Annotated in this window: 24 protein-coding genes; 6 read left to right on the plus strand and 18 right to left on the minus strand. The window is 65.7% G+C overall.

The genetic code is table 11. The features are described from left to right. The first annotated feature begins 60 nt into the window (after nucleotides 1-60). A complete protein-coding gene (locus AWB66_RS04875; RefSeq protein ID WP_087629151.1) occupies nucleotides 61-1,365 on the plus strand; it encodes a solute carrier family 23 protein in 1,305 nt (434 codons plus the stop codon). 75 nt (nucleotides 1,366-1,440) lie between these two features. Here the strand turns inward: AWB66_RS04875 and AWB66_RS04880 are convergent, their stop codons facing one another. Continuing rightward, the gene (locus tag AWB66_RS04880; RefSeq protein ID WP_087629152.1) at nucleotides 1,441-3,111 is read right to left on the minus strand and encodes a Na+/H+ antiporter; all 1,671 of its coding nucleotides are present in this window, start codon (nucleotides 3,109-3,111) and stop codon (nucleotides 1,441-1,443) included. 459 nt (nucleotides 3,112-3,570) lie between these two features. On the opposite strand from AWB66_RS04880, the gene AWB66_RS04885 reads away from it, so the two are divergent. Beyond that, nucleotides 3,571-4,890, plus strand: a complete 1,320-nt coding sequence (locus AWB66_RS04885) for an EAL domain-containing protein (RefSeq protein ID WP_087629153.1) — start codon at nucleotides 3,571-3,573, stop codon at nucleotides 4,888-4,890. 11 nt (nucleotides 4,891-4,901) lie between these two features. On the opposite strand, the gene AWB66_RS04890 is transcribed toward AWB66_RS04885, so the two are convergent. Further along, the gene (locus tag AWB66_RS04890; RefSeq protein WP_087629154.1) at nucleotides 4,902-8,507 is read right to left on the minus strand and encodes an indolepyruvate ferredoxin oxidoreductase family protein; all 3,606 of its coding nucleotides are present in this window, start codon (nucleotides 8,505-8,507) and stop codon (nucleotides 4,902-4,904) included. Nucleotides 8,508-8,749: 242 nt separating this feature from the next. On the opposite strand from AWB66_RS04890, the gene AWB66_RS04895 reads away from it, so the two are divergent. Then, nucleotides 8,750-9,394, plus strand: a complete 645-nt coding sequence (locus AWB66_RS04895; RefSeq protein WP_087629155.1) for a glutathione S-transferase family protein — start codon at nucleotides 8,750-8,752, stop codon at nucleotides 9,392-9,394. 14 nt (nucleotides 9,395-9,408) lie between these two features. Here AWB66_RS04895 and AWB66_RS04900 read toward each other — a convergent pair whose 3' ends face one another. From AWB66_RS04900 to AWB66_RS04940, 9 genes are all read right to left on the minus strand, one after another. Further along, a complete protein-coding gene (locus tag AWB66_RS04900; RefSeq protein WP_087629156.1) occupies nucleotides 9,409-9,654 on the minus strand; it encodes a hypothetical protein in 246 nt (81 codons plus the stop codon). Between the two features lie 63 nt (nucleotides 9,655-9,717). Then, nucleotides 9,718-9,939: a hypothetical protein gene (locus tag AWB66_RS04905; RefSeq protein ID WP_087629157.1), complete on the minus strand. Its 222-nt coding sequence runs from the start codon at nucleotides 9,937-9,939 to the stop codon at nucleotides 9,718-9,720. An 81-nt stretch (nucleotides 9,940-10,020) separates the two neighbouring features. Then, nucleotides 10,021-10,932 (minus strand): carbohydrate kinase family protein, encoded by a 912-nt coding sequence (locus AWB66_RS04910; RefSeq protein WP_087629158.1) that lies wholly within the window; start codon nucleotides 10,930-10,932, stop codon nucleotides 10,021-10,023. A 5-nt stretch (nucleotides 10,933-10,937) separates the two neighbouring features. Beyond that, nucleotides 10,938-12,206: an AGE family epimerase/isomerase gene (locus tag AWB66_RS04915; protein WP_235020996.1), complete on the minus strand. Its 1,269-nt coding sequence runs from the start codon at nucleotides 12,204-12,206 to the stop codon at nucleotides 10,938-10,940. Further along, nucleotides 12,203-13,210 carry a LacI family DNA-binding transcriptional regulator gene (locus AWB66_RS04920; RefSeq protein WP_087629159.1) on the minus strand — a complete coding sequence of 336 codons (1,008 nt, stop codon included), beginning with the start codon at nucleotides 13,208-13,210 and terminating at the stop codon, nucleotides 12,203-12,205. Before AWB66_RS04920 ends, AWB66_RS04915 begins: the two co-directional genes overlap by 4 nt. A gap of 199 nt (nucleotides 13,211-13,409) precedes the next feature. Further along, the gene (locus AWB66_RS04925; RefSeq protein ID WP_087629160.1) at nucleotides 13,410-14,015 is read right to left on the minus strand and encodes a class I SAM-dependent DNA methyltransferase; all 606 of its coding nucleotides are present in this window, start codon (nucleotides 14,013-14,015) and stop codon (nucleotides 13,410-13,412) included. Then, nucleotides 14,012-14,788, minus strand: a complete 777-nt coding sequence (locus AWB66_RS04930) for a PIG-L deacetylase family protein (protein WP_087629161.1) — start codon at nucleotides 14,786-14,788, stop codon at nucleotides 14,012-14,014. Before AWB66_RS04930 ends, AWB66_RS04925 begins: the two co-directional genes overlap by 4 nt. Continuing rightward, a complete protein-coding gene (locus AWB66_RS04935) occupies nucleotides 14,776-15,816 on the minus strand; it encodes an acyl-CoA dehydrogenase family protein (RefSeq protein WP_125469664.1) in 1,041 nt (346 codons plus the stop codon). The genes AWB66_RS04930 and AWB66_RS04935 overlap by 13 nt, the downstream gene beginning before the upstream one ends. A 285-nt stretch (nucleotides 15,817-16,101) precedes the next feature. Further along, complete coding sequence (locus AWB66_RS04940; protein WP_087629162.1) at nucleotides 16,102-17,121, minus strand: bile acid:sodium symporter family protein; 1,020 nt, start codon at nucleotides 17,119-17,121, stop codon at nucleotides 16,102-16,104. Between the two features lie 407 nt (nucleotides 17,122-17,528). On the opposite strand from AWB66_RS04940, the gene AWB66_RS04945 reads away from it, so the two are divergent. Together AWB66_RS04945 and AWB66_RS04950 are read left to right on the plus strand one after the other, a co-directional pair. Further along, nucleotides 17,529-18,017 carry a hypothetical protein gene (locus AWB66_RS04945; protein ID WP_235020997.1) on the plus strand — a complete coding sequence of 163 codons (489 nt, stop codon included), beginning with the start codon at nucleotides 17,529-17,531 and terminating at the stop codon, nucleotides 18,015-18,017. A gap of 556 nt (nucleotides 18,018-18,573) precedes the next feature. Continuing rightward, nucleotides 18,574-19,656, plus strand: a complete 1,083-nt coding sequence (locus AWB66_RS04950; RefSeq protein ID WP_087629164.1) for a porin — start codon at nucleotides 18,574-18,576, stop codon at nucleotides 19,654-19,656. A gap of 84 nt (nucleotides 19,657-19,740) precedes the next feature. Here the strand turns inward: AWB66_RS04950 and AWB66_RS04955 are convergent, their stop codons facing one another. After that, complete coding sequence (locus AWB66_RS04955; protein ID WP_087629165.1) at nucleotides 19,741-20,703, minus strand: NAD(P)H-dependent flavin oxidoreductase; 963 nt, start codon at nucleotides 20,701-20,703, stop codon at nucleotides 19,741-19,743. 281 nt (nucleotides 20,704-20,984) lie between these two features. Between AWB66_RS04955 and AWB66_RS04960 the strand changes: the two genes are divergently transcribed. Then, nucleotides 20,985-21,875, plus strand: a complete 891-nt coding sequence (locus tag AWB66_RS04960; protein WP_087629403.1) for an alpha/beta fold hydrolase — start codon at nucleotides 20,985-20,987, stop codon at nucleotides 21,873-21,875. Between the two features lie 185 nt (nucleotides 21,876-22,060). On the opposite strand, the gene AWB66_RS04965 is transcribed toward AWB66_RS04960, so the two are convergent. Genes AWB66_RS04965 through AWB66_RS04990 form a run of 6 tightly spaced genes read right to left on the minus strand, consistent with a single transcriptional unit; the run spans nucleotide 22,061 to nucleotide 26,500 of the window. After that, nucleotides 22,061-22,972 (minus strand): MBL fold metallo-hydrolase, encoded by a 912-nt coding sequence (locus AWB66_RS04965; protein WP_087629166.1) that lies wholly within the window; start codon nucleotides 22,970-22,972, stop codon nucleotides 22,061-22,063. Continuing rightward, nucleotides 22,969-23,577, minus strand: coding sequence for a DUF1289 domain-containing protein (locus AWB66_RS04970; RefSeq protein ID WP_087629167.1), 609 nt, complete (start codon nucleotides 23,575-23,577; stop codon nucleotides 22,969-22,971). The genes AWB66_RS04965 and AWB66_RS04970 overlap by 4 nt, the downstream gene beginning before the upstream one ends. After that, nucleotides 23,574-24,080 carry a YbaK/EbsC family protein gene (locus AWB66_RS04975; protein WP_087629168.1) on the minus strand — a complete coding sequence of 169 codons (507 nt, stop codon included), beginning with the start codon at nucleotides 24,078-24,080 and terminating at the stop codon, nucleotides 23,574-23,576. Before AWB66_RS04975 ends, AWB66_RS04970 begins: the two co-directional genes overlap by 4 nt. A gap of 31 nt (nucleotides 24,081-24,111) precedes the next feature. After that, entirely contained in the window at nucleotides 24,112-25,035 is a 924-nt protein-coding gene (locus AWB66_RS04980; protein WP_087629169.1) for a hydroxymethylglutaryl-CoA lyase, read from the minus strand. 30 nt (nucleotides 25,036-25,065) lie between these two features. Then, nucleotides 25,066-26,010 (minus strand): 2-hydroxyacid dehydrogenase, encoded by a 945-nt coding sequence (locus AWB66_RS04985; RefSeq protein WP_087629404.1) that lies wholly within the window; start codon nucleotides 26,008-26,010, stop codon nucleotides 25,066-25,068. Between the two features lie 7 nt (nucleotides 26,011-26,017). Then, a complete protein-coding gene (locus AWB66_RS04990; protein WP_165829889.1) occupies nucleotides 26,018-26,500 on the minus strand; it encodes a VOC family protein in 483 nt (160 codons plus the stop codon). Nucleotides 26,501-26,515 lie beyond the last annotated feature (15 nt).

Raw genomic sequence — 26,515 nt, forward strand, 5'->3', positions numbered from 1 at the left:
CCGCGACGAGCGCGCCGGACGGCCGTGCGGCGTCGTCGAAAACCGAGAAGGAGTGCGCCCATGTCCGATTCCTATTTTCCGCGCTGGCGGACCCAGCCGAGCGCGGACGCGGGACGCGTCGTCGCGCCCGATGAGCGGCTGCCCTGGCCGCAGATGTTCGCGATGGGCGTCCAGCACGTCGTCGCGATGTTCGGCTCGACGGTGCTTGCGCCGCTCCTGATGGGCTTCGATCCGAACCTCTGCATCTTCATGTCGGGCATCGGCACACTGCTGTTCTTCGTGCTGGTGGGCGGGCGCGTGCCGAGCTATCTCGGATCGAGCTTCGCGTTCATCGGGCTCGTCATCGCGGTGACGGGCTACGGCGGGCACGGCCCGAACATGAACATCCCGCTTGCGCTCGGCGGGATCATCGCGTGCGGTGTGCTGTACGCAATCATCGGCCTGATCGTTGCGGCAATCGGCACGAAATGGATCGAAACGCTGATGCCGCCGGTCGTGACGGGCGCGATCGTCGCGGTGATCGGGCTGAATCTCGCGCCCATCGCCGTGAAGGGCGTGAGCGACAGCAACTTCGATTCGTGGATGGCGCTCGTGACCGTGTTGTGCGTCGGCGGCGTGGCGGTGTTCGCGCGCGGCATGGCGCAGCGGCTCCTGATCCTGATCGGCCTCGCCATCGCCTACGTGATCTACGCGGTGCTCACGAACGGCATGGGAATGGGCGGCAAGCCGATCGACTTCTCGATCGTCGCGAACGCCGCGTGGTTCGGCATGCCGCACTTCACGGCGCCCGTCTTCGACGGCCAGGCGATGACGCTCCTCGCGCCCATCGCGATCATCCTCGTCGCGGAGAATCTCGGGCACATCAAGGCGGTCGGCGCGATGACCGGGCAGAGCCTCGATCGCTACATCGGCCGGGCGTTCATCGGCGACGGCCTCGCGACCATCGCGTCGGGTTTCGCGGGCGGCACGGGCGTCACGACCTACGCGGAAAACATCGGCGTGATGGCCGTCACGAAAATCTACTCGACGCTCGTCTTCGTGATCGCGGCGGTGATCGCGATCGTGCTCGGCTTCTCGCCGAAATTCGGCGCGGTGATCCAGACGATTCCGGGGCCGGTGCTGGGCGGCGTGTCGATCGTCGTGTTCGGGCTGATCGCGGTGACGGGCGCGCGCATCTGGGTCGTCAACAAGGTCGATTTCTCCGACAACCGTAATCTGATCGTGGCGGCCGTAACGCTCGTGCTCGGCGCCGGCGACTTCACGCTGAAGCTCGGCGGATTCGCGCTCGGCGGCATCGGCACCGCGACGTTCGGCGCGATCATCCTCTATGCGCTCTTGCGCCGGCGTGGTTCTGGCGTGGTTTGAGGCTCGGCGCGCGGGGGGCGCGTCGTTTGATTTCGATGCGCTTGCGCAAAAACGCAAGCGCTCCCCGAAGCGCCTCTATCCGCCCGCTCCACGCCTGCGCGTGACGATCGCCGTCTCCGACAAGTCGATCTCGCGCATCAGCTTGTTCAGCGTTTCGTCGTTGATCGTCTGGTCGGCGCGCATCTTCAGCAACTCCGCGCGCTCGGCCCTGAGCGCCGACATCTTCAGTTTCGTTTCCACCACCTCGCTCTGCCGCGCGGCCTTGCGCGACGACTCTTCCTCGCCGTAAGCCTCCAGCCGCCGCCGATAAAGGTTCATCACGCGCGCGGTGGTATCCGCGCAACGCGCCGAGCCCGCTTCGTCCATTTCGTTCGTGAGCCTTTCGTGCGTATCGTCGATGGCGCGGATCGCGGCCTGCGCCGCGCGAACCCGTGCGACGCGCTCCTCGGCCGCATTCGGATTGCGCCTGCGCGTGAGCCCGCGCAAGAGCACCGGCAAGCCGACGACCGCCACCAGCAAGGACACGAGAATCGCCCCCGACGCGATGAAAATCGCAAGATCGCGGCCGGGCAGCGGCGTCCCGTCGCCGAGCGTGACGGGTAGCGCGAGGACACCCGCGAGCGTCACCGCGCCGCGCACGCCGCTGACCGTCGTCACGGCGAGCGTGCGCGCGCCGCCCGCCGCGGCGCTTTCGATGCCCTGCTTCGCGGCGCCGCGGCTCGCGAACCAGCGCAGCAGGTACACCCACACGAAGCGCAGCGCGTAGAGCACGACCATCACGGCCGCCACGTAGCCGAGCAACAGGCCCACCTGCTCGTTGCCGTCGCGATGCGCCTCGATCAGCGCCCGTCCGAGGATGTGCGGAAATTGCAGCCCGAGCAGGATGAACACCATGCCGTTGAAGACGAATTCGATCATCGTCCAGGTGCTCGTCATGCGCATGCGCACGACCGTCGGAATGCCTTCGCGCAGGCTCTGGATGTTCATCACCATGCCCGCCGAGACCGCCGCGAGAATGCCCGAGCAGCCGGCGTGCTCCGCGATCAGGTAGGCGGCGAACGGAATCAGCAGCGTGAGGACGACGCCGGCGGCGGGGTCGTCGTCTTCGGAAAACTTCAGGAGCCGCGACGGAATCTCGGTGACGATCCAGCTGATCGCCGCGCCGATCGCGAGGCCGCCCGCCGCGATGATCACGAAGCTCACGGCGGCGTCGCGCAACGAAAACACGCCGGTGAGCGCGGCCGCGATCGCGAACTTCAGCGCGACGAGGCCGGACGCGTCGTTCATCAGCGCCTCGCCTTCGAGGATGTGCATCAGGTTCGCCGGAATCTTGCCGCGCCCGGCGATGCCGGTGAGCGCGACGGCGTCGGTCGGCGAGAGTACGGCGGCGAGCGCGAACGCGACCGGCAGCGGCATCGCCGGGATCATCGCGTGCAGGAAGTAGCCGAGCGCGCCGACCGTGATGAAAACGAGCCCCAGCGCGAGCATCAGGATCGCGCGGCGCTGCATGAAGAGTTCGCGCTTCGGAATGCGCCAGCCGTCCGCGAAAAGCAGCGGTGGAATGAAAAGCAGCAGAAAGATGTCGGGATCGAACGTGACGTGCAGGCCGAAACCCGGCCACGCGAGCAGCGCGCCGAGCGCGATCTGGATGAGCGGCAAGGGCAGCTTGAACGGCAACAGACTCAGGCCGACGCCCGACAGCGCGACCACGAGCAACAGGATCAGAACGGTAAAGACGATTTCCATGTTTTTTTAGAATCCGCGCGACGCACACATGGAAGTCGGACGATCCGGCGTCTAGGATTATTTTGAGACAAGCGCGAAGTTTAGCCCGACCAAGCGCCATCCCGCGCGATTCGCAACGGCTCATGCGCCCGCCATTTTGTCCGACCGATTGCACCCGGCTGGTGCGCACCGCCCGCGTGCCTGGGCACCGATGGCGTTCATCGCGCGTCGCCGGTGCAAAAACCCGACAAAACCACGCTGGTCCGCGAGCACGGAGCTTGCTTTAACGAAAGCCACGGGACGCCATGATCCCCGATTAGATCAAGAGGGCCGTTGCATGAACAGCGAATCGGTGGAAACGGGCGCGCGTCGGGGCAGAGGCCCGGTAGCAGGCGAAAGCGCCGGCAGAATGCTCGTCGCGAAAGCGCGGAGAGGACTCTGGACGGTCTTTCAGACGCGGATGCAGGCGAGGATGCAGAGATGGTGATCGCGAACCCCGAAAAAACCACGATCTCCGCGCGCAATTTCGAACTGAGCGTGTCTTCCGGGTTCGACCGGTACTCGGTCGACCACGGGGAACTGACGCTCTCCAGCATGTTTCAGCCGGTTTTCAGCCTCTCGCATATGCGCGCGGTCGGTTACGAAGGGCTCTTGCGCGCGCACGACACGCTCGATCGGCCGGTGTCGCCGCTCGACGTGTTCGGTCAGGCAGCGCGCGTCGGCGAGGCGTTGCAGATCGACCGGCTCTCGCAGGCGCTGCATCTCGAAAACTTCAAGATGCTCGGCGCGCAAACCGAGTGGCTCTTTCTGAACGTGCATCCGGGCGCGCTGACCGAGCCGTATCACGCGGCCGCGCTGCTCGCGAACCTGAAGCGCCTGAAGATCGAGCCGCGCCGCGTCGTGCTGGAAGTGCTGGAGCAGCGCGCGGAAGACATCGAGCGTCTCGCCGAAGCCGTGCAGCAATTCCGTGAGCACGGTTTCCTGATCGCGCTCGACGACTTCGGCGCCGGCCATTCGAACATCGAACGTATCTGGCAGCTCGATCCCGATCTCGTGAAGCTCGACCGCGTGATGCTCTCGCATGCGGGGCACAACGTCCACGCGGCCGCGACGGCGCGCTGGGCCAAGCAGCGGCGCAACATGGAGGCAGTGCTCTCGGGGATCGTTTCGCTGCTGCACGAGGCGGGCAAGCTGGTGCTGATCGAAGGCGTGGAGACGGAGCACGAGGCGCAACTCGCGCTCGCGAGCGGTGCGGATTTCGTGCAGGGTTTTTTCTTCGCGCGCCCGAGCCCCGGTCTTGCCGACAGCGTGCACGCGCAGACGATCATCAGCGACCTGACGGAGCGGTATCGACTGCAGACGGAAGCGCGCGAACGGCGCGTCGCGACGCGGCTGCAGCCGTATGTGCGCGCGTTCGAGCGCGCGGCCGAGCGGCTCGCCGCCGGCGAGCCGCTGGAAGAGGTGTGCTGGAATTTCCTCGCGCTCGATAACGCCGCGCGCTGCTTCCTGCTCGACCAGAACGGCCGTCAGGCGGGCCGCAACGTCGTGCTGCGCGCGGACCGAGCGGCGCACGAGGCGCGCTTCATGCCGCTCGTCGATGCACAGGGCGCGAACTGGCTGCGCCGGCCGTATTTCCGCGCGGCGCTCGGCGACCCCGAACGCGTGCATGTGACGACGCCGTATCTGTCGATCAACGAGGCGCTGCCGTGCGTGACGCTCTCGGTGGAGACGCGCGCGGGCGGCAAGCGCTGCGTGCTGTGCGGCGATCTCGACTGGCTCGCGGAGGACGACGAAGAGTAGGCGACGAATGCCTACTTCGCGACCACGACCGGAATGCCCTTGAGGCTCGCCGCGCCCTTCATCTCGTCGAGCGATGCCCGCACGGCCGCGCCCGTCGCCGCTTCGATGCCGAGCGTCGCGGCCAGATCGCGCTCGCGGCGCTTCACCATCGCGAGGTTCGCAAGCTTCACATGACCGTAGCCGCGCACGCGCTCGAACAACGCGGCGAGCGCTTCCACGTCTTTCGCGTTGTCCGCGTTCAGCGCGCGCAAGGCGCGTGACATCGTCGTTTCGTAGTCGTCGGCGAGTTCACGTTCCATGCGTCGTTCGAGCGTCTTGCCGAACGGATCGAGCAGGCCGCCGCGCAGTGCCCGGAATTTCGCCATCGTGCCGAGCACCGGCCACAGCCACTGGCCGAACGTCATCTTGCGCGGCGCGCCGCCGTTCTTCGCCTTCGACAACACCGGCGGCGCGAGATTGAACTTCACCGCGAAATCCTGGCCCGCCGTGCCTTCGAACTGCGCTTCGAGCGCCGCGCGGAAGGCCGGATCGGCGTGCAGGCGCGCGACTTCGTATTCGTCCTTCACCGCGAGCAGCTTGTAGAACGTCGTCGCGACCGCGCGCGTGATCGCGTCGTTGTGCGACGCCGCTGCGGCGTTCACCAGCTTGCGATACCGCTCGACGTACTTCGCACCGCCGTATTCCGCGAGACGCCGCTCGCGATCCGAGATCAGCGCGGGCAACGGCATCGCGTTCATGTCGACGCGCGGCGCCTGCGCCGTCTTGCGCAGCGCATCGAGCGCCGGAAGATCGGCGGCGGCGAGGCGGCCGATCGCGAACGCGAGCTTGTTCATCGGCACGGCGACGTTGTTCAGTTCGATCGCGCGCATCATCGCCGCGAGCGACACCGGCACGAGCCCAAGCTGCCAGGTTAGCCCAAGCATTAGGATGTTCGCGCCGATCGTATCGCCGAGAAAACGCGTCGCGAGTGCCTGCGCGTCGCAGGTCTGCATGCGCTCGGCGCCCGCCGCGTGCGCCATCTTGTCGAGAAGCGCGTCGGCGTGAAGATTTGCGTCCGGGTTCGTGACGAAGGTCGCGTTCGGAATCGCGTGCGTGTTCACGACGATCCGCGTGCGCCCGTGTCGCACCGTCTGCAACGCGTCCGCGCTCGCGCCGACGACCATGTCGCAGGCGAGCAGCACGTCGGCCTGCTGGGTGTCGATGCGCACCTGGTTCAAGAGCGCGTCGGTCGCGGCGAAGCGCACGAACGACAGCACCGAGCCGCCCTTTTGCGCGAAGCCCATGAAGTCGAGCACGGACGCGCTCTTGCCTTCGAGGTGCGCCGCCATGCTGATGAGCGCGCCGACCGTCACGACGCCCGTGCCGCCGACGCCGGTAATCAGGATGTCGTAGGGCGCGTTGTCGAGATGCAGGGCCGGCATGGGCAGTGCGTCGACGTGCCGCGCGAGTGCTTCGGGATCGAACGCGTTGCCGGCCGCTTTTTTGAGCTTGGCGCCTTCGAGCGTGACGAAGCTCGGGCAGAAGCCGTTGACGCACGAATAGTCCTTGTTGCACGACGACTGGTCGATGCGGCGCTTGCGTCCGAGTTCTGTTTCGACCGGCTCGACCGACAAGCAATTCGACTGCACGCCGCAGTCGCCGCAGCCTTCGCAGACGGCTTCGTTGATAAAAAGACGCTTGTCCGGGTCGGGAAACTCGCCTTTCTTCCGGCGACGACGCTTTTCCGCCGCGCACGTCTGGTCGTAGATCAGCACGGTGACGCCCGGCGTGTCGCGCAGACGCCGCTGCACGGCGTCGAGTTCGCCGCGATGGTGGAACGTCGTGCCGCGCGGGAACTGGTCTTCGTGGCCTTCGTACTTTTCGGGTTCGTCGCTGACCACGACGAGCAACGCGATGCCTTCGGCTTCCACTTGCCGCGCGATCTGCGGCACGGAAATGCTGCCGTCGACCGGCTGGCCGCCCGTCATCGCGACGGCGTCGTTGTAGAGGATCTTGTAGGTGATGTTCGCTTTCGCCGCGACCGCCTGGCGGATCGCGAGAATGCCCGAGTGGAAATACGTGCCGTCGCCGAGATTCTGGAAGACGTGCGGCGTCTTCGTGAACATCGAATGCGACGCCCAATCGACGCCTTCGCCGCCCATCTGGATGAGGCCGGTGGTGTCGCGCTCCATCCACGACGCCATGAAGTGGCAGCCGATGCCCGCCTGCGCGATCGAGCCTTCCGGCACCTTCGTCGACGTGTTGTGCGGACAGCCCGAGCAGAAGTACGGCGTGCGTTTCACCGAGTCAGCGACGTTCGAGAGAATTTGCGGCGCGACGAGATCAACCACCTTTTCGCGACGATCGAGCGCCGGCTTGTGGCGCGCGAGCCAGTCGGCGAAGACCGGCAGCACGCGCGACGGACGCAGTTCCCCAAGCGACGACAGCAGCATCGCGCCATCCTGCGCCGCCTTGCCGATCACGACGGGCCGCGCGCCCGAACTGCGGTTGTAGAGATGATCCTTGATCTGCTGCTCGATGATTGGACCCTTTTCCTCGATCACGAGCACTTCCGACAGCCCTTCGACGAACGCATCGAGCCGCGTCATTTCGAGCGGAAACGACAGCCCGACCTTGTAGATGCGCACGCCGGCGCTTTCCAGATCCTCGACCGTCAGTTCCAGCCGGCGCAGCGCTTCCATCAGGTCCAGATGCGCCTTGCCGCAGGTCACGATGCCCACGTTCGCGTGCGCGCTCGGCGCGATCCACTTGTCGATGCTGTTTGCGCGCGCGAAGTGGCGCGCGGCGTCGAGCTTGGCGGCGAGGCGCGCTTCGATCGTGAGGCTCGGCAGATCGGGCCAGCGGTTGTGCAGGCCGCCCGCGGGCGCGACGAAATCCTCCGGCGCTTTCCACGACGTCGCAATCGCATCGAGATCGACGGTCGAGCCGGATTCCACTGTCTCCGAGATCGCCTTGAAGCCGACCCACGCGCCCGAAAAGCGCGACAGCGCCCAGCCGTACAAGCCGAATTCGAGCATGTCCGCGATATTCGACGGGTTCACGACCGGCATGCTCCACGCGATCATCGCCTGATCGCTCTGATGCGGCATCGACGACGACACGCAGCCGTGGTCGTCGCCCGCCACGACCAGCACGCCGCCGTGCGGCGACGAGCCGTAGGCGTTGCCGTGCTTGAGCGCGTCGCCCGCGCGATCGACGCCCGGGCCCTTGCCGTACCACATCGCGAACACGCCATCGACGGTGCGTTCTTCGTCCGATTCCACCCGCTGCGTGCCGAGCACGGCGGTGCCGCCGAGTTCCTCGTTGATCGCGGGCAGAAAGCGCACGTCATGCGACGCGAGCAGTTTCTTCGCCTTCCACAGTTGCTGATCGACCATGCCGAGCGGCGAACCGCGATAGCCGCTGATGAAGCCCGCCGTGTTCAGGCTCGCGGCGCGGTCGAGTTCGCGCTGCATCAAGACGAGCCGCACGAGCGCCTGCGTGCCGGTCAGGAAAATGCGGCCGCGCGTGGCCGAGAGATTGTCGGTGAGCTTGTAGTCGGACAGGGCGGGCGGCAGGCCGCTTTGAGCATTGTCCTGCGTGTTCTGGATCGCATCGAGGGGAACGCGCGCGTTCATGGAGTCTCCGGCGTTGTTATGTGGCGTGGGGTTTCGCGAGGACTCCATTTTTGGCCAACAAAACCGGAATATTTTTGCGGACTCGCCGTTCGCTTCGCTGAGTCGAACAAGAATCCGCTTGTTTTCGGGATCGCGGAGTGAGATCGCCCTCGGCGCGCGGCGTCATCGCGTATACCCGAACCTTTGGCCGGGCGCGTTGCGGTAATCTGAACGCTGCCGATTCACCCAGGGACGACCCGCCGATGAAGCTCTATTACTGGCCGAAAACCCGCGCCTTTCGCGCGCTGTGGATGCTCGAAGAACTGCGCGCTTCCTACGAACTCGCGTTCGTGAACATCCGCGCGGGCGATCAGAACGAACCGGCGTTCTGCCGCGTCAATCCGATGTCGAAGCTGCCCGCGCTCGACGACGACGGCGTGACGGTAGCCGAGTCGGGCGCCGTGCTGCTCTATCTCGCCGACAAATTCCCCGACGCGAAGCTCGGCGTACCGCACGGCGAACCGCTGCGCGGGCGCTTCCTGCAGTGGCTCTTCTTTACCGGCGCGTGTCTGGAGCCGGCGATGGCCGAGCGCATGACGGGCGCGCCGGGCAACACCGTGAGCTTCGGCTGGGGCGATCTGGGGCGCGTCGAGCATGCGGTCGAAGGCGCGCTGAAGGACGGTCCGTGGCTCGTCGGCGAGCGCTTCACCGCCGCCGACATTCTGGTCGCGAGCACGCTGCAGATCGCGTACATGGCGAAGCTGATCGAGCCGGGCGGCGCGCTGTCCGACTATGTCGATCGGGCGGTCGCGCGCGAAGGGCACGCGCGCGCGGCGGCGATCGATCACCGCGAGGCCGAGCGGCTCGCGCTTAAAGCGCACACGGGAACGGCCAGCGTGAAGGTCTGAGCGGCGCGGCCGCTTCAGGGAAACGCGCGTGGCTTCGGAATGCCGGCGCCGGCTTCGATGTCGGCGACGGCCTGCTTGTGCGCCAGATCGATCGCCTCGGCGGCGTTCGCCAGGCCGCCATCGCCGCCGACCGTCGTCCATGTCTTCACGGCCTTGTCGTGATGACGGATTTCGTATTCGGCGTCCCAGCGCGCGCCCTGCAGTTCGAGCGGGCGCACATGGATCGCGTAGACGCCGTAGAGGAAAAGCTGTTCCGCCATGATGTCCTCCGTTCGGGCCGGGCGCTCGCGCACCGCGCGCGACGCGTTCGCGGCCGGGCTTGCCTAGAGTTCGATTTCGCCGAGGATGCGATGCGCAAGGGCCCGCGCTTCTTCGAGCGCCTCGTCCTCGTTTTGCGACGTCGCCTCGACTTCGTAGATCGTCGCGTCGGTCGCCTCGCCGTCGTCACGCGCGAGTGAAACGAGACCCTGGAACTGGCCGCCGTCGATGGCGCGCACGCCGATGGTCGCGGTGTAGAGACCCTTCGTATAGGTCGTGTCGTCCATGATGCGGCCCCAGGCGTTGACGAAAATTCATGCTAGCACGCGGATATGCAACGTGCGTGACTTGGCGCCCGAGACGAAAAACTATCGCAGCAGATCCTCGACCTCTTCCAGCGACGGCGAATGCGCGCCCGAAAAACGGCACGCGGCCGCGCCCGCCGCGAGCGCAAAGCGCAGGTGTTCGGGCCAGCCGCCTTCGCGCGACATCAGGCTGTAGAGCAGCCCGCCGATCGACGCATCGCCCGCGCCGACCGTATCGGCGACCTGCACCTGCGGCGGCTTCGCGCGATAGACCTCGTCGCCGACATAGAGCGCCGCCTCGCTCGATCCGCGCGTGACAAGCACGCTCGCCTGCGGGTTCATCGCGCGAATCTGCGCGAGCGCGTCGGCTTCGGGGAGGCCCCGAAACAGCATGTGCAGGTCTTCGTCGGATACTTTGATCAGGTCGGCGAGCGAGGCCATGTTGCGCAGGATCGGCTCGTAGCCGGTTTCCATCAGATTGCGATAGTTGGGATCGAAGCTGATCTTCACGCCGTGGCTGCGCAGTTGCGCGGCGAGCGCGGCAAGCGTCGCGCCGAGCGGCTGACGCACGAGGCTGATGCAGCCGAAATGCGCCCATTGCACCTGATCCATCCAGCCTTGCGGCAGCTTCGACGGATCGAAGGCGAGATCGGCGCCGTTCTCGCCCATGAAGTAATACGTAGGCGGCTGCGTCTTGTGGACGATCGCAAGCAACGGCGGCCGCTCGACGCGCTGCATGAAGCGCATGTCGAGGCCGGCTGCCTCGCTCGCGTCCCAGAGGTCGTCGGAGAAATTGTCGGTGCCGAGCGAGCCCGCGCAGGCCGTCGGCAGGCCGAGCCGGGCGACCGCGCGCGCGACGTTCCAGCCCGCGCCGCCGGGACGCGAGAGCCACGACGCGACGTCGGTGCGGATCATGTCGGTGAGGATGTCGCCGGCGGAGACGAACGTCGGGAAGGTCTGCTGAACTGCTGCCATGGTGTTCACCTTGCGGTTGTCTCCGGCGCGGGGAGGGCGTTCAGCACCTCGTAGCACGCGCCCATCGTGTGGTAGTCGGTCTTGCCGGCGGGGCTCTTTTCGTCGCCGTACTTGCGGTTGTCGCACGTCAGGATGCGATACCACGCGCCGTATTCGTGGTCGACGAAATGCGCCCAGCTATAGCGCCAGAGTTCGTCGTAGCAGTCCCAGAAGCGTTCGCGCCCCGTGCGCACGCCGAGCAGCGCGGCGGCGGCGAAGCTTTCCGCCTGCACCCAGAAATACTTGTCGTGGTCGCAGATGGTGTCGTCGGGGCCGAAGCCGTAGTAGAGGCCGCCGTGGCCGTCGTCCCAGGCGCGGTTGAAGGCGGCGTCGAACAGTTCGACGGCGCGCGGCGCAAGCCACGGCAGCGCGCGATGGCGTTCGAGAATCAGGAGCAGCTTCGCCCATTCCGTCTGATGGCCGGGCTGGAAGCCCCACGGACGGAAGATGTTCGAACTGTCGGATTCGTTGTAGTGCCAGTCGACCGACCAGTCCGGATGGAAATGCTCCCACACCAGCCCGTTCGACAGCTTCGCCTGCCGCAGCGTGATGTTGCCCGCGATCTTCTCCGCGCGATCGAGATAGATGACGTGGCCCGTTGCCTCGTAGGCGACGAGGAGCGCTTCGGTCGCGTGCATGTTCGCGTTCTGTCCGCGATAGGACGACAGTTGCCAGTCGGGCGTGGCTTCGTCGGCGTAGAGGCCGGCTTCGGCGTCCCAGAAGCGGCGTTCGAGCAGATGGAACGTCTCGGCGATCATCGGCGTGGCTTCGTCGATGCCCGCCATCGACGCATGCGCGCACGCGAGCAGCACGAACGCGAGGCCGTAGCAATGACGCGTGCCGTCGAGCGTGCGCTTCGCGCCGTCGCGCCATTCGATTTCCCAGTCGTAGCCTTCGTGCTGCGCGTCCCAGTGGGCGTCGCGCAGGAATTGGAAGGCGTGGCGCGCGTCGTCCTGATACGCGGCGTCGCCGAAATGGCGGTAGGCCATCGCGTAATTGAAGACGAAGCGCGTGGTGCTGACGAGATGGCGCGTCGTGCGGTCGTAGACGCGGCCGTCGTCCTTGAAGAAGTGGAAGAAGCCGCCGGACGGATCGCGCGCGGTGGGCGCGTAGAACGCGAGCGTGTCGCGCACGTGCGAGAGCAGGAAGTCGCGGCTGCGGAAGTCGATCTGGCGCGGCTGCGCGCGCGCGGCGGATTCGGACGGAGCGGCGACGGTTGAGGCGGTCGAGTTCATGTCGAGGTCGAGCCGGAGCTCGCGCGAGGGATGAAATGTACCGGCACCAGCGTGTCGGCCGGGTCGAGTGTGTTCGGGCTGTCTTCCAGCAGCAGTTCCACGCCGCGCCGTCCGAGCGCTTCCTTGTCGACGGTCACGGTCGAGAGCGGCGGCGTGCTTTGCGCGGCGGCCGGAATGTCGTCGAAACCGACGAACGCGATGTCCTGCGGCACCCGCACGCCATGTGCGAGGCAGACGCGCATCGCGGCGAGGGCCGCTGCATCGTTATAGGCGAAAACGGCGTCGGGGAGCGGATTCGATTGCGCGCGCGCCTGCACGATCAGGCGCTCCATCGCGTCGGCGGCGGCCAGATCGGCGGCGATGCCGGGCTGGGTGTTGATTTCGAGCATCGGATCGAACAGGAGGCCGGCCTCGAAATATGCGAGCCGGTAGCCGAGCGCGCGCTGCGCGATGCTGTGATGCGCAAGCGACCCGCCAATGAACGCGACGCGCCGCCGCCCGAGCGCGAAGAGATGCTGCATCGCGAGCGACGCGCCCTTGATGTTGTCGATGTTCACCGAGCGAAAGCCGGGCGCGCAGAGGTCGATGAGCACCGTCGGCCGATTGAGCGAATGCAGGTGCACGAGCAGTTCCGGCTCGACGAAGCCGGCGACCGCGATGGCGTCGGGCGCGTGCAGGCGCATCTGCTGCGCGAGGTCTTGAGTCGGGCCGGCCGTCAGAACGGAGGGCACGAGCCGCCTTTCGCGGCACGCTTCCTCGAAACCGTTGAGCACATGCGAGAAAAACGGGCTGACGGCAAAGTTGTTGTGTTGCCGATGCAAAAGAAAGGTGACGCGGCGAATGCGGGTGCGCAGTTGCGCGGAGTCGTAGCCGAGTTGCTGCGCCACTTCGATGACACGCATGCGCGTCGCCTCGGACAGTCCCGGCTGATTTTTCAACGCTCTCGAAACGGTGCCGATCGAGACGCTTGCTGCCCGCGCGACATCGCGAATGGTGGTCGCCATCGTGGTGGTGTCCGTCCCTGCTGTATGGTCGTTTTGCGCGGTGTTTATCAACGCGCATCGCGTTCTGCGATTGCGGCGATTGTATAGTAAAAAATCGGCAAAACAATCTGGGTCAGACCTAGAGAAAACCAGTAGACGCTTGTTGTGTATGGACTTTGTAGCTTTTTGCGTGTTTAGTAAAAATGCTGGAACACGGGGCTTACCTGGCTTCGCGGCGATGCACGGACGCCGCATTCGACGACCAGACATCGAGCAGCACATCCTCATCCTGATAGTGCGAGAGGCGAGCGAGCGGCAGCGTCGCGCGGAGTTCGGCGTGAACGAAATCGCCCGAGTGCGGCCAGCCTTCGATCGGCTGGCGCCAATGGCACGCAATGATCGTCCCGCCCGGCGCAAGCGAGCTTTCGATACGCGCGGCGAGACGCGCGAGTTGCGATTCATCGAGGTAATACGCCAGCTCGCTGATGACGATCAGGTCGAAACGGCCGTCCGGCCAGTCGTCGGGGATCGCGCGCTGCTCGATTTTCACGTTGCTCAGATGCGCGACGCGGCGGCGCGCGAGCGTCACCGCATCCGCGCTCAGGTCGGCGGCGAGGAGCGCGTCGCAGCGCGGGGCGAGTTCCGCGGTCAGCTCGCCGGTGGCGCAGCCGGGTTCGTAGGCGCGCGCATAGTGCGCGTCGGGCAACATCGCGAGCGTCAGTGCCCGCTTGCGGCTTTCGTACCAGCGCTCGCGCAGCAGCCAAGGGTCGTCGCTGCGCTCGTAGAGACCGTCGAAATAGCGTTGCGCGTCGGGTTCGGCGCTCATATCAGGACGACCTCGTAGGGGCGCGTGAGTCGCGCCAGAACGTGCCCGGGCAGGATCGCCGCGCGTCCGGTCGTGGCGTCGGGTTCCAGTTGGCTGCGAAACGCTTCGACCGCGTGAAGCTTGCGCGAGTGCGTGTCCGTATCGAGCACGATGCGGCGCGCGCGGCTCCACGGCACGCGCGAATCGTCGGGCGATGCCCAGTGCCACGTCCAGATCGGAATCTCGACGAACGGCAAATCCAGCCGCGCGGCTTCCGACGACACCGCCCGCCCGACCGCCTCGTGGTCCGGATGACCGTCATGGCGCCACGTGCCGAAGACGACGTCGCCGGGACGCAGGTGCTCGGCGAGCGCGGCCGAAAGCTGCATTTCGAAGCGCTTGCCGCCGCCGTCGGGCAAACCTAAGCGCAAGGTCTGGACGTATCGCATGTGCAGTCGTTGCAACGCTTCGCGCGTCTCTTGCGGACGGACGTCGGCGAGGCGCGCGGGCGGCCACGCGGACGATTGCGGATGGCTCGCGGTGCCGTCCGTCACGGCGATGATCAGCACCTTGCGGCCCAGCGCGGACAGCTTCGCGAGCAGGCCGCCGGTGCCGAGCACCTCGTCGTCGGGATGGGGCGCCACGATCACGGCGCGTGCGCCCGCCGGCACCAGCGTAGCCGCGTCGACGGCCGGCAGCGTTGCCAGCCGCGCCCAGCTTTGCCAGACGTTCTCGGGCGTGCCCGACCCGGCGATCGTGCGCCGGGCGCTCTCGTTCTCGGTCAGAGTTCCCATGGCCCGCGCTCCTCGTTGACGACACGTTCCGCGAGCGCGGCTTCATCCCGTTCGGCATGACTTTGCCGGACGAACACAGGAAGGTCTGCCATCAGGCGGGCGAAATGCTCGTTGCGGCAGAAAGGCGCGGCGCCGAGCGCCCGCCCCGCATGGTCGATCACGCTTGCCGCCGCGCGCTCGACCGCGAGCCGCGCGCGCAGCGCGGCGGGCATCGCGTCGGCCTGCGGCTCGCGATCGAAGCGAGCGGCCGTTTCCCTCAACACGCTCGATGCGCTCGTGAGCGCGATGTCGATCGCGCCGAGATGGGCCCGCTTGTGCGGGTCGGCGCGGCGCGCGGCGTCGCGCCGCACGAATTCGCCGATAGCCGACGCTGCGCCGAACCAGCATGCCGCGATGCCGCCGCCGCCTTGCCAGAATCCCGGGCGCTGCAGGTAGGCAAGCGGTGCGCCGATCTGCACGGCGTCCGCGTTCTCGAAACGCACATCGACGCTCGCGCTCGCGTGCATGCCGACCGCCACCCAGCCCTCGTTCGTCACATGCACGCCCGGCTGACGAAGCTCCACGGCCGCGAGTATCGATTCGTCGCGTTCGTTCCACGCCGTGACCAACGCATGCGTGATGTGAGCCGCGCCCGAACACCAGGCCTTCGTCCCGTTCAGTGTGATGCGACCTTCGCCCGAGGCGGTTTGCGCGCCGAGGCGGGCCGTGGGCGGCTCGGCAGCCCAGACGCCCCACGTGCTGCCTTGGTCTGGTTCGGCGCCGCCCAGTTCCGCCAGAATCGCGAGCGCGTCAGTGTGGCCTTCGAAGAGTTTGACGAGCGCGAGATCGAACCCTGCGACCGCCGCGAGCATTCGCCATCGATCGAGCGTCGCACCGCTTCCCGGTAGCGGAAGGCGATCGAAGCCCGCGCCGACGAGCGCGCGCAACGCGTCGGCTGTACCCGCTTCCGAGCCGCGTTGAAACTTCAGTTCATGCAGGAAGGACTTCAATTCGGCACAGCCGACAGGCGTCGAACGGCTCATGACCATCGGCATGGCGCCCCTCGGAGGTGGGTCCCGGAATATTTGCTCGACACGTTTTTCTCCCTTGCGACGTTCTCTGGACGTAAGTGTGGCAAGGCACATGCCCGGGCACCAGTCGGCCGGACGGCATAGGCAAAACGCGCGGTTTCGGCTGCGCTTCTGGCTTATATCGACTGGCTGAATCGACGCTTGCGCGCAGACAGGCTCAAATAGCAAAAAAGCCGCACGAGGCGGCTTTCTAATCGGGGAGGGCGAAATGCGTCTTCGACAGGACTTGCCGCAGCCTTGGGTTCAGCGACGCGCCGCAGCCGCAGCGCCCTCGCGCTCGCGACTCTGCTCCTTGGCCGTGCGCCGCGCGCCCCAGCGTTGCGCGAGCACCGCGCAGACCATGAGCTGGATCTGGTGGAACAGCATCAGAGGGAGGACCACCGCGCCGACCGTATGGGACGCGAAGATCACCTTTGCCATCGGAATGCCGGACGCGAGGCTCTTCTTGGAGCCGCAGAAAATGATGGTGATCTGGTCGGCGCGGCTGAAGCCAAGCCGCTTGCTGGCGAAGGCCGTGGCGAAGATCGCGAGCGCGAGCAGCACGATGTTGGCGGCGAGCAGCCCGGCGAGCGTCGCGAGGGACATCGAGTGCCAGATGCCTTCGTTGACGGCTTCGCTGAACGCCACGTAGACGACGAGCAGGATCGAGCCCTGGTCGACGAACTTCAGCATGGCGCGATTGCGGTCGATCCATTTGCCGATCGCGGGGCGCAGCAATTGACCGGCGATGAACGGCACGAGCAGTTGCAGCACGATATTGCCGACGGTATGCCAAGGCGAGCCCGTAGCCGCGCCGTGGTTATTGACGACCAGCCCGACGAGCGCCGGCGTGATGAAGATGCCGAGCAGGCTCGACGCCGACGCACTGCAGACGGCGGCGGGCACGTTGCCTTTTGCCATCGACGTGAACGCGATGGACGATTGCACCGTGGAGGGCAGCGTGCACAGAAAGAGAATGCCCAGGTAGAGCTCGGGCGTGACGAGCGGCGTGAGAACGGGCTTGAGCGCGAGGCCGAGCAGCGGGAACATCACGAACGTACTGAGCAGGACGACGAGATGCAGGCGCCAGTGCGTCGCGCCCGACACGATGGCTTCGCGCGAAAGCTTGGCGCCATGCAGGAAGAACAGCAGCCCGATGGCGACGTTGGTCAGCCAGTTGAAGCCGACCGCGATCGTGCCCCGGCAAGGCAGGAGGCTCGCCAGGATGACAGTGCCCACCAGGGCGAGCGTGAAGTTGTCGGGGAGAAATTTGGGACGCGCCATCGGAATCTCGCACTCGAACGTGCTGGGTTGCAAAGCGAGCCTGAGTTCAGGTGCTCTGTGACGAACGTTGACGACTGGTGAACGTCAAGTCAGGAAAACCAGTATTTTCGCCCGACTGCGAGTCAATAGGCAAATCCATCTAAGTGTCGATGAGTGCCGGGCGGGCATGAGGCGGCTGCCGATCGGGCGAACTGTGCGCAAGCTTCGAGCCAGCCCGAACCGCGCTTCTCGTCACACAACTCAGCGTTTCCACTCACCCCAAAAACGGCAAAAAATCCAGTAGTAACATGGTGTTACAACCATTGAGCAGGTCTAACACTTTTTGGCTCGACTCGCGAGGCGCGGCGCCATAAATTGTCCGTAGACCGGTTCAAGGGTGCGCGCGCGTATGGATGCGGTGCACCGCGATGCTCCGACAACGACCGGTCGCTTGCACGTCGACCTGCTTCTTCGGCCGCCGCGCAAGCCGAACGACGTCGGACACCCCGCAGTTCAGTTTCGACATGGCGCTCACAGGCTTACGGAAGACTACTCGATATTTAATCGCCATCGCGATCGGCTCGATTGCGGTGGCGGGATCGTTTGCGCTTGCCGGAACGCCCGACGGCGTGTGGCTCAAGTCGGGCAACGCCGACGAGCGCGCCGTGCTGGACCGCGATCTTGCGCGCAACGGCCCGCCGCAGCGCTACATGCAGGTCGGCGCGAGGGACGGCATGACGCCGATCAGCGCCGAAGTCCGCGGCGTGCCGCGCCCCGAGCAAAATACGCCGATGCGCGCCGCAGGATCGATCCGCGCGGACATTACCCGCTACAACGAAGAACGCGGCATGCCGCGGCCGCCCGGCCGTCCCGGCGACGACCCGCGTTCCGCCGCGACCTCGAACTACCGCAACTGAAGCAACTGAAGCAACTGAAGCAACCCCGCGATACGCGGTGATCGACGCCCGTCGATCGCGTCACGCTGCCGGCGCGCGCCGCGTCGAGAACGAAAAAATATGGGCCCGTCCATCTCTCCCGCTTCGGTGACGTAAGCGCGCCACAGTTGCGCGTTAAAACGTTCATAACGTTTCCCCTCTTTTTTGCGCGCACCGACAATTGCCGCCGGCGCGCGTCATGTCGTTTTCACGGACCGCGTGTGGCATCGAAAACGTCGCGATCGCCCGTGAAGCCTTGCGTCGCGGACACGACGGTGTGCCCGGCCGGTGATCGGCGGCACTCGCCGATGGCACGCGGACGAGCGTGATATCGGCGCGGACTATCCGAACCGCTATACCCGCAATAACCAAAAACATTTTTGACCGGAAAAATGATCCGTAAAGATGGTCCCGCTCCGAACGAGGCGCGAGCCCAGCGCGAACCCAATCCGAACTGAATCATTACGCCGGTCTGATGAGGCAAGCCATGAGTCTTGCCCGCCAACGCTTTAACTTTTGACAAACAACAGGAGAGTTCATGAAGCCAACCGTCAACCGTGCGCTGAAGGCAACGGTCAAGGCCACCGCAGTCGCCGCCCTATTCGGCTTCCTCGCCGCGGGGTCCGCGCAGGCGCAGTCCAGCGTTTCGCTATACGGTCAGGTCGACGAATGGGTGGGCGCAACCAAGTTCCCCGGCAGCGACCGCGCCTGGAACGTGAGCGGCGGCGGCATGTCGACGTCCTACTGGGGCTTCAAGGGCGCTGAAGACCTCGGCAACGGCTACAAGGCGATCTTCACTCTCGAAAGTTTCTTCCGCGCGCAGAACGGCCAGTACGGCCGCTTCACCGGCGACACCTTCTTCGCCCGTAACGCGTATGTTGGCATTCAGGCGCCCTACGGTACGTTCACCGCCGGCCGCCTGACGACGCAACTCTTCGTCTCGACGATTCTCTTCAACCCGTTCGTCGATTCGTACGTCTTCTCGCCGATGGTCTATCACGTGTTCCTCGGCCAGGGCACGTTCCCGACCTACACGACGGACCAGGGCGTCGTCGGCGACTCGGGCTGGAACAACTCGGTTCAGTACACGACGCCCGACTTCAGCGGCCTGTCGGGCAGCGCGATGTACAGCTTCGGCAACCAGGCGGGCGACGGACGCTCGAAAAAGTGGAGCGCGCAGTTCCTGTACTTCCACGGCCCGTTCGCGGCGACCGGCGTCTATCAGTACGTGAACTACAACAACACGCCGGGCGACCTGTCGACGCTCGTCGCGGGCTACAAGAGCCAGAGCGTGGCGCAGGCCGGCGTCTCGTACGACCTCAAGTACGTGAAGTTCTTCGCGCAGTACATGTACACGAAGAACGACATCGAAACCGGCAGCTTCCACGTCAATACGGGGCAGGGCGGCGTGACGGTGCCGCTCGGACCGGGCCTCGTGATGGCGTCGTATGCGTACTCGCGCAGCAATGGCGGTCTCGACCAGACGCACAAGAGCTGGGCGCTCGGCTACGACTACCCGCTCTCGAAGCGCACCGATGTCTACGCCGCGTACCTGAACGACAAGTACACGAGCCTCTCGTCGGGCAACACATATGGCGTCGGCCTGCGCGCGAAGTTCTGAGCGTCGCGATGCATCAAACGAAAACGCCGCGTTCCCTCGGGAACGCGGCGTTTTTTTTGTGTGCGCCGTGATTGCCGGTGGCGGTCAGATCAACCCGAGCCGCGCCCGCGCTTCGTCGTATTCGTGCTTGAGCCGCGCGACCAGTTCCGCGACGCTCGGCACGTCGTTCATCAGCCCGACGCCCTGGCCCGCACCCCAGATGTCCTTCCACGCCTTCGCCTTGCTCGAACCGTCGCCGAAGTTCATTGCGTTCTTGTCCGATTGCGGCAGCGCTTCGGGGTCGAGGCCCGCGTTCACGATGCTCTGGCGAATGTAATTGCCGTGTATGCCGGTGAAGAGGTTGGTGTAGATGATGTCGGCGGCGCTCGAATCGACGATCGCGCTCTTGTAGCCTTCGTGCGCGTGGGCTTCCTGCGTCGCGATGAAGCGCGTGCCCATGTACGCGAGGTCCGCGCCCATTGCCTGCGCGGCGAGGATCGAGCCGCCGTTCGCGATCGAGCCGGACAGCACGAGCGGGCCGTCGAAGATGCGCCGCACTTCGCCGACGAGCGCGAACGGCGACGTCGTGCCCGCATGTCCGCCCGCGCCGGCCGCGACCAGGATCAGTCCGTCGACGCCCGCCTCCAGCGCCTTCTGCGCGTGGCGGATATTGATGACGTCGTGCAGCACGATGCCGCCATAGCTATGCACGGCGTCGATCATCTCCTTGATGGGCGCGCGCAGGCTCGTGATGAAGACCGGCACCTTGTGCTCGACACACACGCGCACGTCCTGTTCGAGCCGCGCATTCGACTGATGAACGATCTGGTTCACCGCGATCGGGCCTATCACGGCATCGGGGTTCGCGGCCTTGTGCTCGGCGAGCGACGCCTGTATCTGCGTGAGCCATTCGCCGAGCAACTCGGCTGGCCGCGCGTTCAACGCGGGAAACGAGCCGACGATGCCCGCCTTGCACTGCGCGAGAACGAGTTCGGGATAGCTGACGATGAACATCGGCGAGGCCACGACGGGCAGCGCGAGATGTTGCAGGACGGCGGGCAATGCCATGATGTGAGTCTCCTGATCGGGCGTGCGATGCCTGGTCGATGAATTCTAGGGGGCGGGCGGCAGGCTTCGCACGAAATAATTTCGAGAAACGAGCGCCCGCTGCGGACGGCATCTGCGGATATTTAGCACGATCGTTCTATTATAGGGGATTCGCTGGCAGCGCGATGTCAGGGTCGACCCCGAGGAACGCCTCGATTTCGCTGAAAGTCCCGCCCAGCAAGCGTCAGGCCGCGCGCGTCCCGCATACAATGGTTCGCACCCGTCACGACGAGATCGCCATCATGCCCTTTACGGACTACCAGCCGTTTCGCGTCGACGCAGCCGGCGTCGATATTTTCGGGATGAAGGGCGGCAGCGGACCGCCGCTGTTGTTGCTGCACGGACATCCGCAGACGCACGAGATCTGGCACAAGTGCGCTTCGGAACTCGCGCAGCATTTCACCGTGATCGCGACCGATCTGCGCGGTTACGGCGCGTCGGCGAAACCGAAGAGCGATGACGGGCACACGCCGTATTCGAAGCGCGCAATGGCCGCCGATCAGGTCGCGGTGATGCGTCACTTCGGCTTCGAGCGCTTTCTCGTCTGCGCGCACGATCGCGGCGCGCGCGTCGCACATCGGATGGCGCTGGACTTTCCCCAAGCCGTCGATCGGCTGATGCTGCTCGACATCGCGCCGACCCTCGCGATGTACGAAGCCACCGACCGCGAATTCGCCACTGCGTATTTCCACTGGTTCTTTCTGATCCAGCCGTCGCCGCTGCCCGAGCTTCTGATTGGCGGCAACACGGACGCGTACATCGAGCGCGTGATGGGCAGCCGCCACGCCGGGCTCAAGCCGTTCGCGCCGCACGCGTTGCAGGCGTATCGCGATGCGCTCGCGTCGCCCGGCGCGGTCTATGCGATGTGCGAGGACTACCGCGCGTCGGCGTCCATCGACCTCGAACACGATCGCGCCGATCTCGAACGCGGTCACAAGATCGCGTGTCCGTTGCGCGTGCTGTGGGGCGCGGAAGGCGTGATCGAACGCTGCTTCGATGCGCTGGAAGAATGGCGTCGCGTCGCGCGCGATGTGAGCGGACGCGCGCTGCCTTGCGGCCATTACATTCCCGAAGAAGAACCTCAGGCGTTACTTGAAGAGATGTTGTCGTTCTTCAAAACAAGCGAGCGGTGAGGCGCATAGGACGCAGGAGAAGTTCGGTTATGTGCCGTACATGTAGCCGTTAAAAGTTTGTAGGGAAAGCACCGATGCAGGCTATTTTGGCGCGCGCTACGATGCAATCGACGCTGATCACGTCTATAAAATTACGCCGCTTGTCGTAGCTGACAAGCGGCTTTCTTTTTGCTATTCCTCAAGCGCTAACGCGCGTGCACCATCCCTTCTTCCACCCGCACCGCGCCATTGCGCGCAAGTTCATCGACGCACCGTTCGAGCAATGCACGCCGCTTGTCCTTTGCCACGAGCATGTCGGCGGCCGAGCGCATCGCACGCGCCGATTCGCACAGGTTCGACAGCGCATCGAACGACATCGAGCGCGTCTCCATCAGCTTGAAGACGATCAGCACCTTCAGCGCGTTCTTCGCATTGCGCGCCGGGTCGGCCACGAGATAGTCGAGCCGCGACGACGCCGTTTCAAGCGCACGCGATACATCGCTGAACGGCGCACCGTGACCCGGGATGACCGCGCGCACATCGAGCCTCGCGATCAGGTCGAGCGCCGCACGCTGCTCGGCGAAACCGCTCTCGCCTTCGAGTTCCGGGAAGATCACGCCGAAGCCGTTCTCCCATAGCGCGTCGGCGCTGATGAGGATGCGTTCCTGCGCGCAATACAACATCAACGAATGCGGATCGTGACCGGGCGCACCGAACACCGACCAGTCGAAGCCGCCGAGCCGCAGCGTGTCGCCCGGCGCGATCGTGCCGGTGAAGTTAAAGCGCTCGCACGACTGACCGGTTGCGCGAAACGTCAGCGCTTCTTCGTCCCAGTGGCGCACGGCTTCGGCTTCGCTCGCGGGAATCAGCGTGCCGCACGGATACGCGGCCTGCAGCAGCGCATTGCCGCCGCAGTGATCTGAATGCAGATGCGTGTTCACGATCAGGTCGAGCCGGCGCGCACCGAGCACCTGCTCGACGAGCGCGCGCGTTTGCGGCGCGTGCGTGGCATAGCCGGTATCGACGATCGCGGCGCGTTCGTCGTCGACGAAAAGCACGTTGTTCGACGACAGCCAGCCGCGTTCGAACACGCGCATCGACGCCGGAAAGGAGATCATGCCGACGGCTCCTTCGGCATCACGACGATCGTCGCGCTTGCCTTCATCACGAGTTCGCCGTGCTGGTTGCGCGCCTCGCCTTCGAGCGTCACGAGGTCGCCCTTGAGGCTCGCTTTCCACTTCGCATCGGTGACGTGCCAGCTCATCGCGAGCACGTCGTTTGCCTTGACCGCGCGCGTTAACTTGATGCCGAACTCCAGGCCGAGCGGCTGCGCGTCCTGCGAGAAGTGCGTGGCGAGCATCGCCATCATGTGCGCGGTCGGCTGCGTGCCGGACGCGATCAGCGAACCGAAGCGGCTCGCCTCCGCGTAAGCCTCGTCGTGATGCAGCGGGTTCAGATCGTTGACGAGCGTCGCGAACGACTTGATCGAATCGGCCGGCAGCGCGAGCGTTGCCGTGAAGCGCTCGCCGATGCTGACGACCCGCGCGCCTTTGCGACGGCTCGCGCCACGCGAGAGCACAGCGCGCTTCTGGGCGGCGTCGAACGCGGTCCAGTTCGCGATTTCGTCGATCGTGCGCCAGCAGCCTTCGCAGAAACCGGTGGCCGGATTCATCCGGCACACGTCGATGCAGGGCGAGGGCGCGTCGTCGGCTGGCGTCGTCATGCAGGCTCGCGCAATGCGACGTCGGCGACGGGAGCGCCGGTGAGCGCGACCAGATCCTGCGGCGTGAGATTGAACACCGCGTGCGGATGGCCGGCCGCGGCCCAGAGGCTGTCGAGCGTGAGGAGGTCTTCGTCGATCAGCGTCACGGGTTCTGTCGCGTGCCCGATCGGACACACGCCGCCGATCGCATAGCCCGTCTTCTCGCGCACGAACTTTGCGTCCGCGCGCGCGAGTTCGCCGACGCGCGCCGCGACCTTCTTTTCGTCGACACGATTTACGCCGCTCGCGATCACGAGCACGGGCGCGTCGTCTTCGCGGCGGCGAAACAGAATCGACTTCGCGATCTGCGCGACCGAGCAGCCGAGCCCGGCCGCCGCTTCCGCCGAGGTCTTGCCGGTTTCCGGCAGCATCACGACGGGCATCGAATGGCCGCGCTCGCGCAACAGGTGTGCGACGCGCCGTGCGGAATCGGGCAGCGCGTCGAGGTTCTGCATGTCGTTCATCTTGTTCTTTCCAAATGATTCAAACGCAAGTTCAAACGCACGCGCCGACGCCGTCGCGTTGCTTCGCGAGGAGCGCCTTGCCCGCGCGCGAAGCGCTCGGCTTGCCGATCGCGCGCGAAATGAAGTCGCCGATCTCGATCAGCTTGCCGAGATCGACGCCCGTCTCGATGCCGAGTCCGTTCATCAGATACACGACGTCCTCGGTCGCGACATTGCCCGTCGCGCCCTTCGCATACGGACAGCCGCCAAGCCCCGCCACCGACGCGTGAAAGATTTCGATGCCTTCCAGCAGCGCCGCGTAGATGTTGGCGACGGCCTGCCCGTAAGTATCATGGAAGTGGCCCGAGAGCCGCTCGCGCGGAAACACTTTCGATGCCGCCGCGAGCACCTCGCGCGTGCGCTTGGCCGTGCCGACGCCGATCGTGTCGGCGATATCGATTTCGTCGCAACCGAGCGCCGCCATGCGCTCGACGACATCGACCACCGACGCCACTGGCACTTCGCCCTGATACGGACAGCCGAGCGCGCAGGAAATACTCGCGCGCAACCGCACGCCCGCGTCCTTCGCGGCCTTGGCGACGGGCTCGAAGCGCGCGATGCTCTCCGCGATGCTGCAATTGATGTTCTTCTGCGAGAACGCCTCGCTCGCTGCGCCGAAGATCACGACCTCATCGGCCCGCGCTTCCAGCGCGCCTTCGAAGCCGCGCATGTTCGGGGTGAGCACCGAGTAGATCGTGCCTTCGCGGCGCGCGATGCCGGCCATGACGGCGGCGCCGTCGGCCATCTGCGGCACCCATTTCGGCGAGACGAACGAGGTTGCCTCCACCTTCTGCAAACCGGCATCGGCTAGCCGGTCGACGAGTTCGATCTTGGTCTCGGTCGAAACGAACTCCTTCTCGTTCTGCAGACCGTCGCGCGGTCCGACTTCGACGATCTTCACCTTGGCGGGAATCATGTGTGTCTCCTCTGTCCAGCTTGTCTGTAGTCAATAGCCGCGTGTCATATCGACGATGCCGCTGATGGATTCGCCGCGCTCCAGCGCGGAAATCTTCCGCGCGATCTGCTCGACGCTTTCTTCGCGAAGCGTTTCAGCGGAGACGTGCGGCGTGATGGTCACACGCGGCGCCTGCCAGAACGGATGATCCTTCGGCAAAGGCTCGGTGTGAAAGACGTCGAGCGTCGCGGCGGCGATCTGGCCGCTGTCGAGCGCGCCGAGCAGGTCGTCATCGACGAGATGCGCGCCGCGCGCCAGGTTCACCAGATACGCGCCGTGCGCGAGCTTCGCGAACAGGCGGCGGTTCAGCATGCCTTCGGTGTCCGGCGTGTGCGGGAGCAGGTTGATGAGGACCTGCACGCCGTCGAGGAAGGCATCGAATTGCGCTTCGCCCGCGTAGGTCGACACGCCTGCTATCTGCTTCGCGCTGCGGCTGAAACCGCGCACCGGCACGCCGAGCGTCGTCAACGCGCGCGCGACTTCCGTGCCCAGCACGCCGAGCCCGAGCACGCCGACGGTAAAGCGCTCGCGCGGATGCGCGCGCAGCTTTTCCCAGCGGCCCTCGCGCTGCAGCGCTTCGTATTCGTCGAGGCGGCGCATATAGCGCAGCACCGCGTGCATCGCGTACTCGACCATCTGCTGTGCCATGCCGGAGTCTTCGAGACGCACGAGTTTCGCGTTCGGCGGCAGCGTGCCGGGTTCCTTGCGCTCGACGTCGAGAATCGCATCGACGCCCGCGCCGAGGTTGAACACCGCCTTCAGGTCCGGCCGGTTCGCGAACAGCTCGCGCGGTGCGCGCCAGACGATCGCGTAGTCGGCGGGCGCGGTGTCGCCGGGCTGCCACTCGCGCAAGTCGGCTTCGGGCAGGGCGCGCGCCAGGTCGTGTAGCCAGAGGGAGGCGTCCGTGCTCCGTTCGTAGAAGATGATCCTTGTCACGTCGCGCTCACTTTGCAAACAGATTGCCGATGTCCCTGAATGCCTTGAACTCCAGCGCGTTGCCACACGGGTCGAGGAAGAACATCGTCGCCTGCTCGCCGACTTCGCCCTTGAAGCGGATATGCGGCTCGATGATGAACTTCGTGCCTACGCCTTTGAGACGCTCGGCCAGCGCGTGCCAGTCGTCCATCGAGAGCACGACGCCGAAGTGGCGCACCGGCACGTCGTCGCCATCGACGGCGTTCTTCGCGGGCGGCCGCACTTCGTCGGGCGCAAGATGCGCGACGAGTTGATGGCCGAAGAAATCGAAGTCGACCCACTCCGGCGAGCTGCGGCCTTCCGCGCAGCCGAGCAGCTCGCCGTAGAACGCGCGCGCGTTCGTCAGGCTCGTGACGGGAAACGCGAGGTGAAACGGTTGCAGCGTGGCGAGGGTTCGCGAACGATCAGACGCGGTGGGTTGATCGGTGGACACACCTGGCAAGTCAGACATACGGCCTCCGTGGGG

Origin of the sequence: Caballeronia telluris, from assembly GCF_001544495.1 — a bacterium.
Lineage (GTDB): Bacteria > Pseudomonadota > Gammaproteobacteria > Burkholderiales > Burkholderiaceae > Caballeronia > Caballeronia telluris.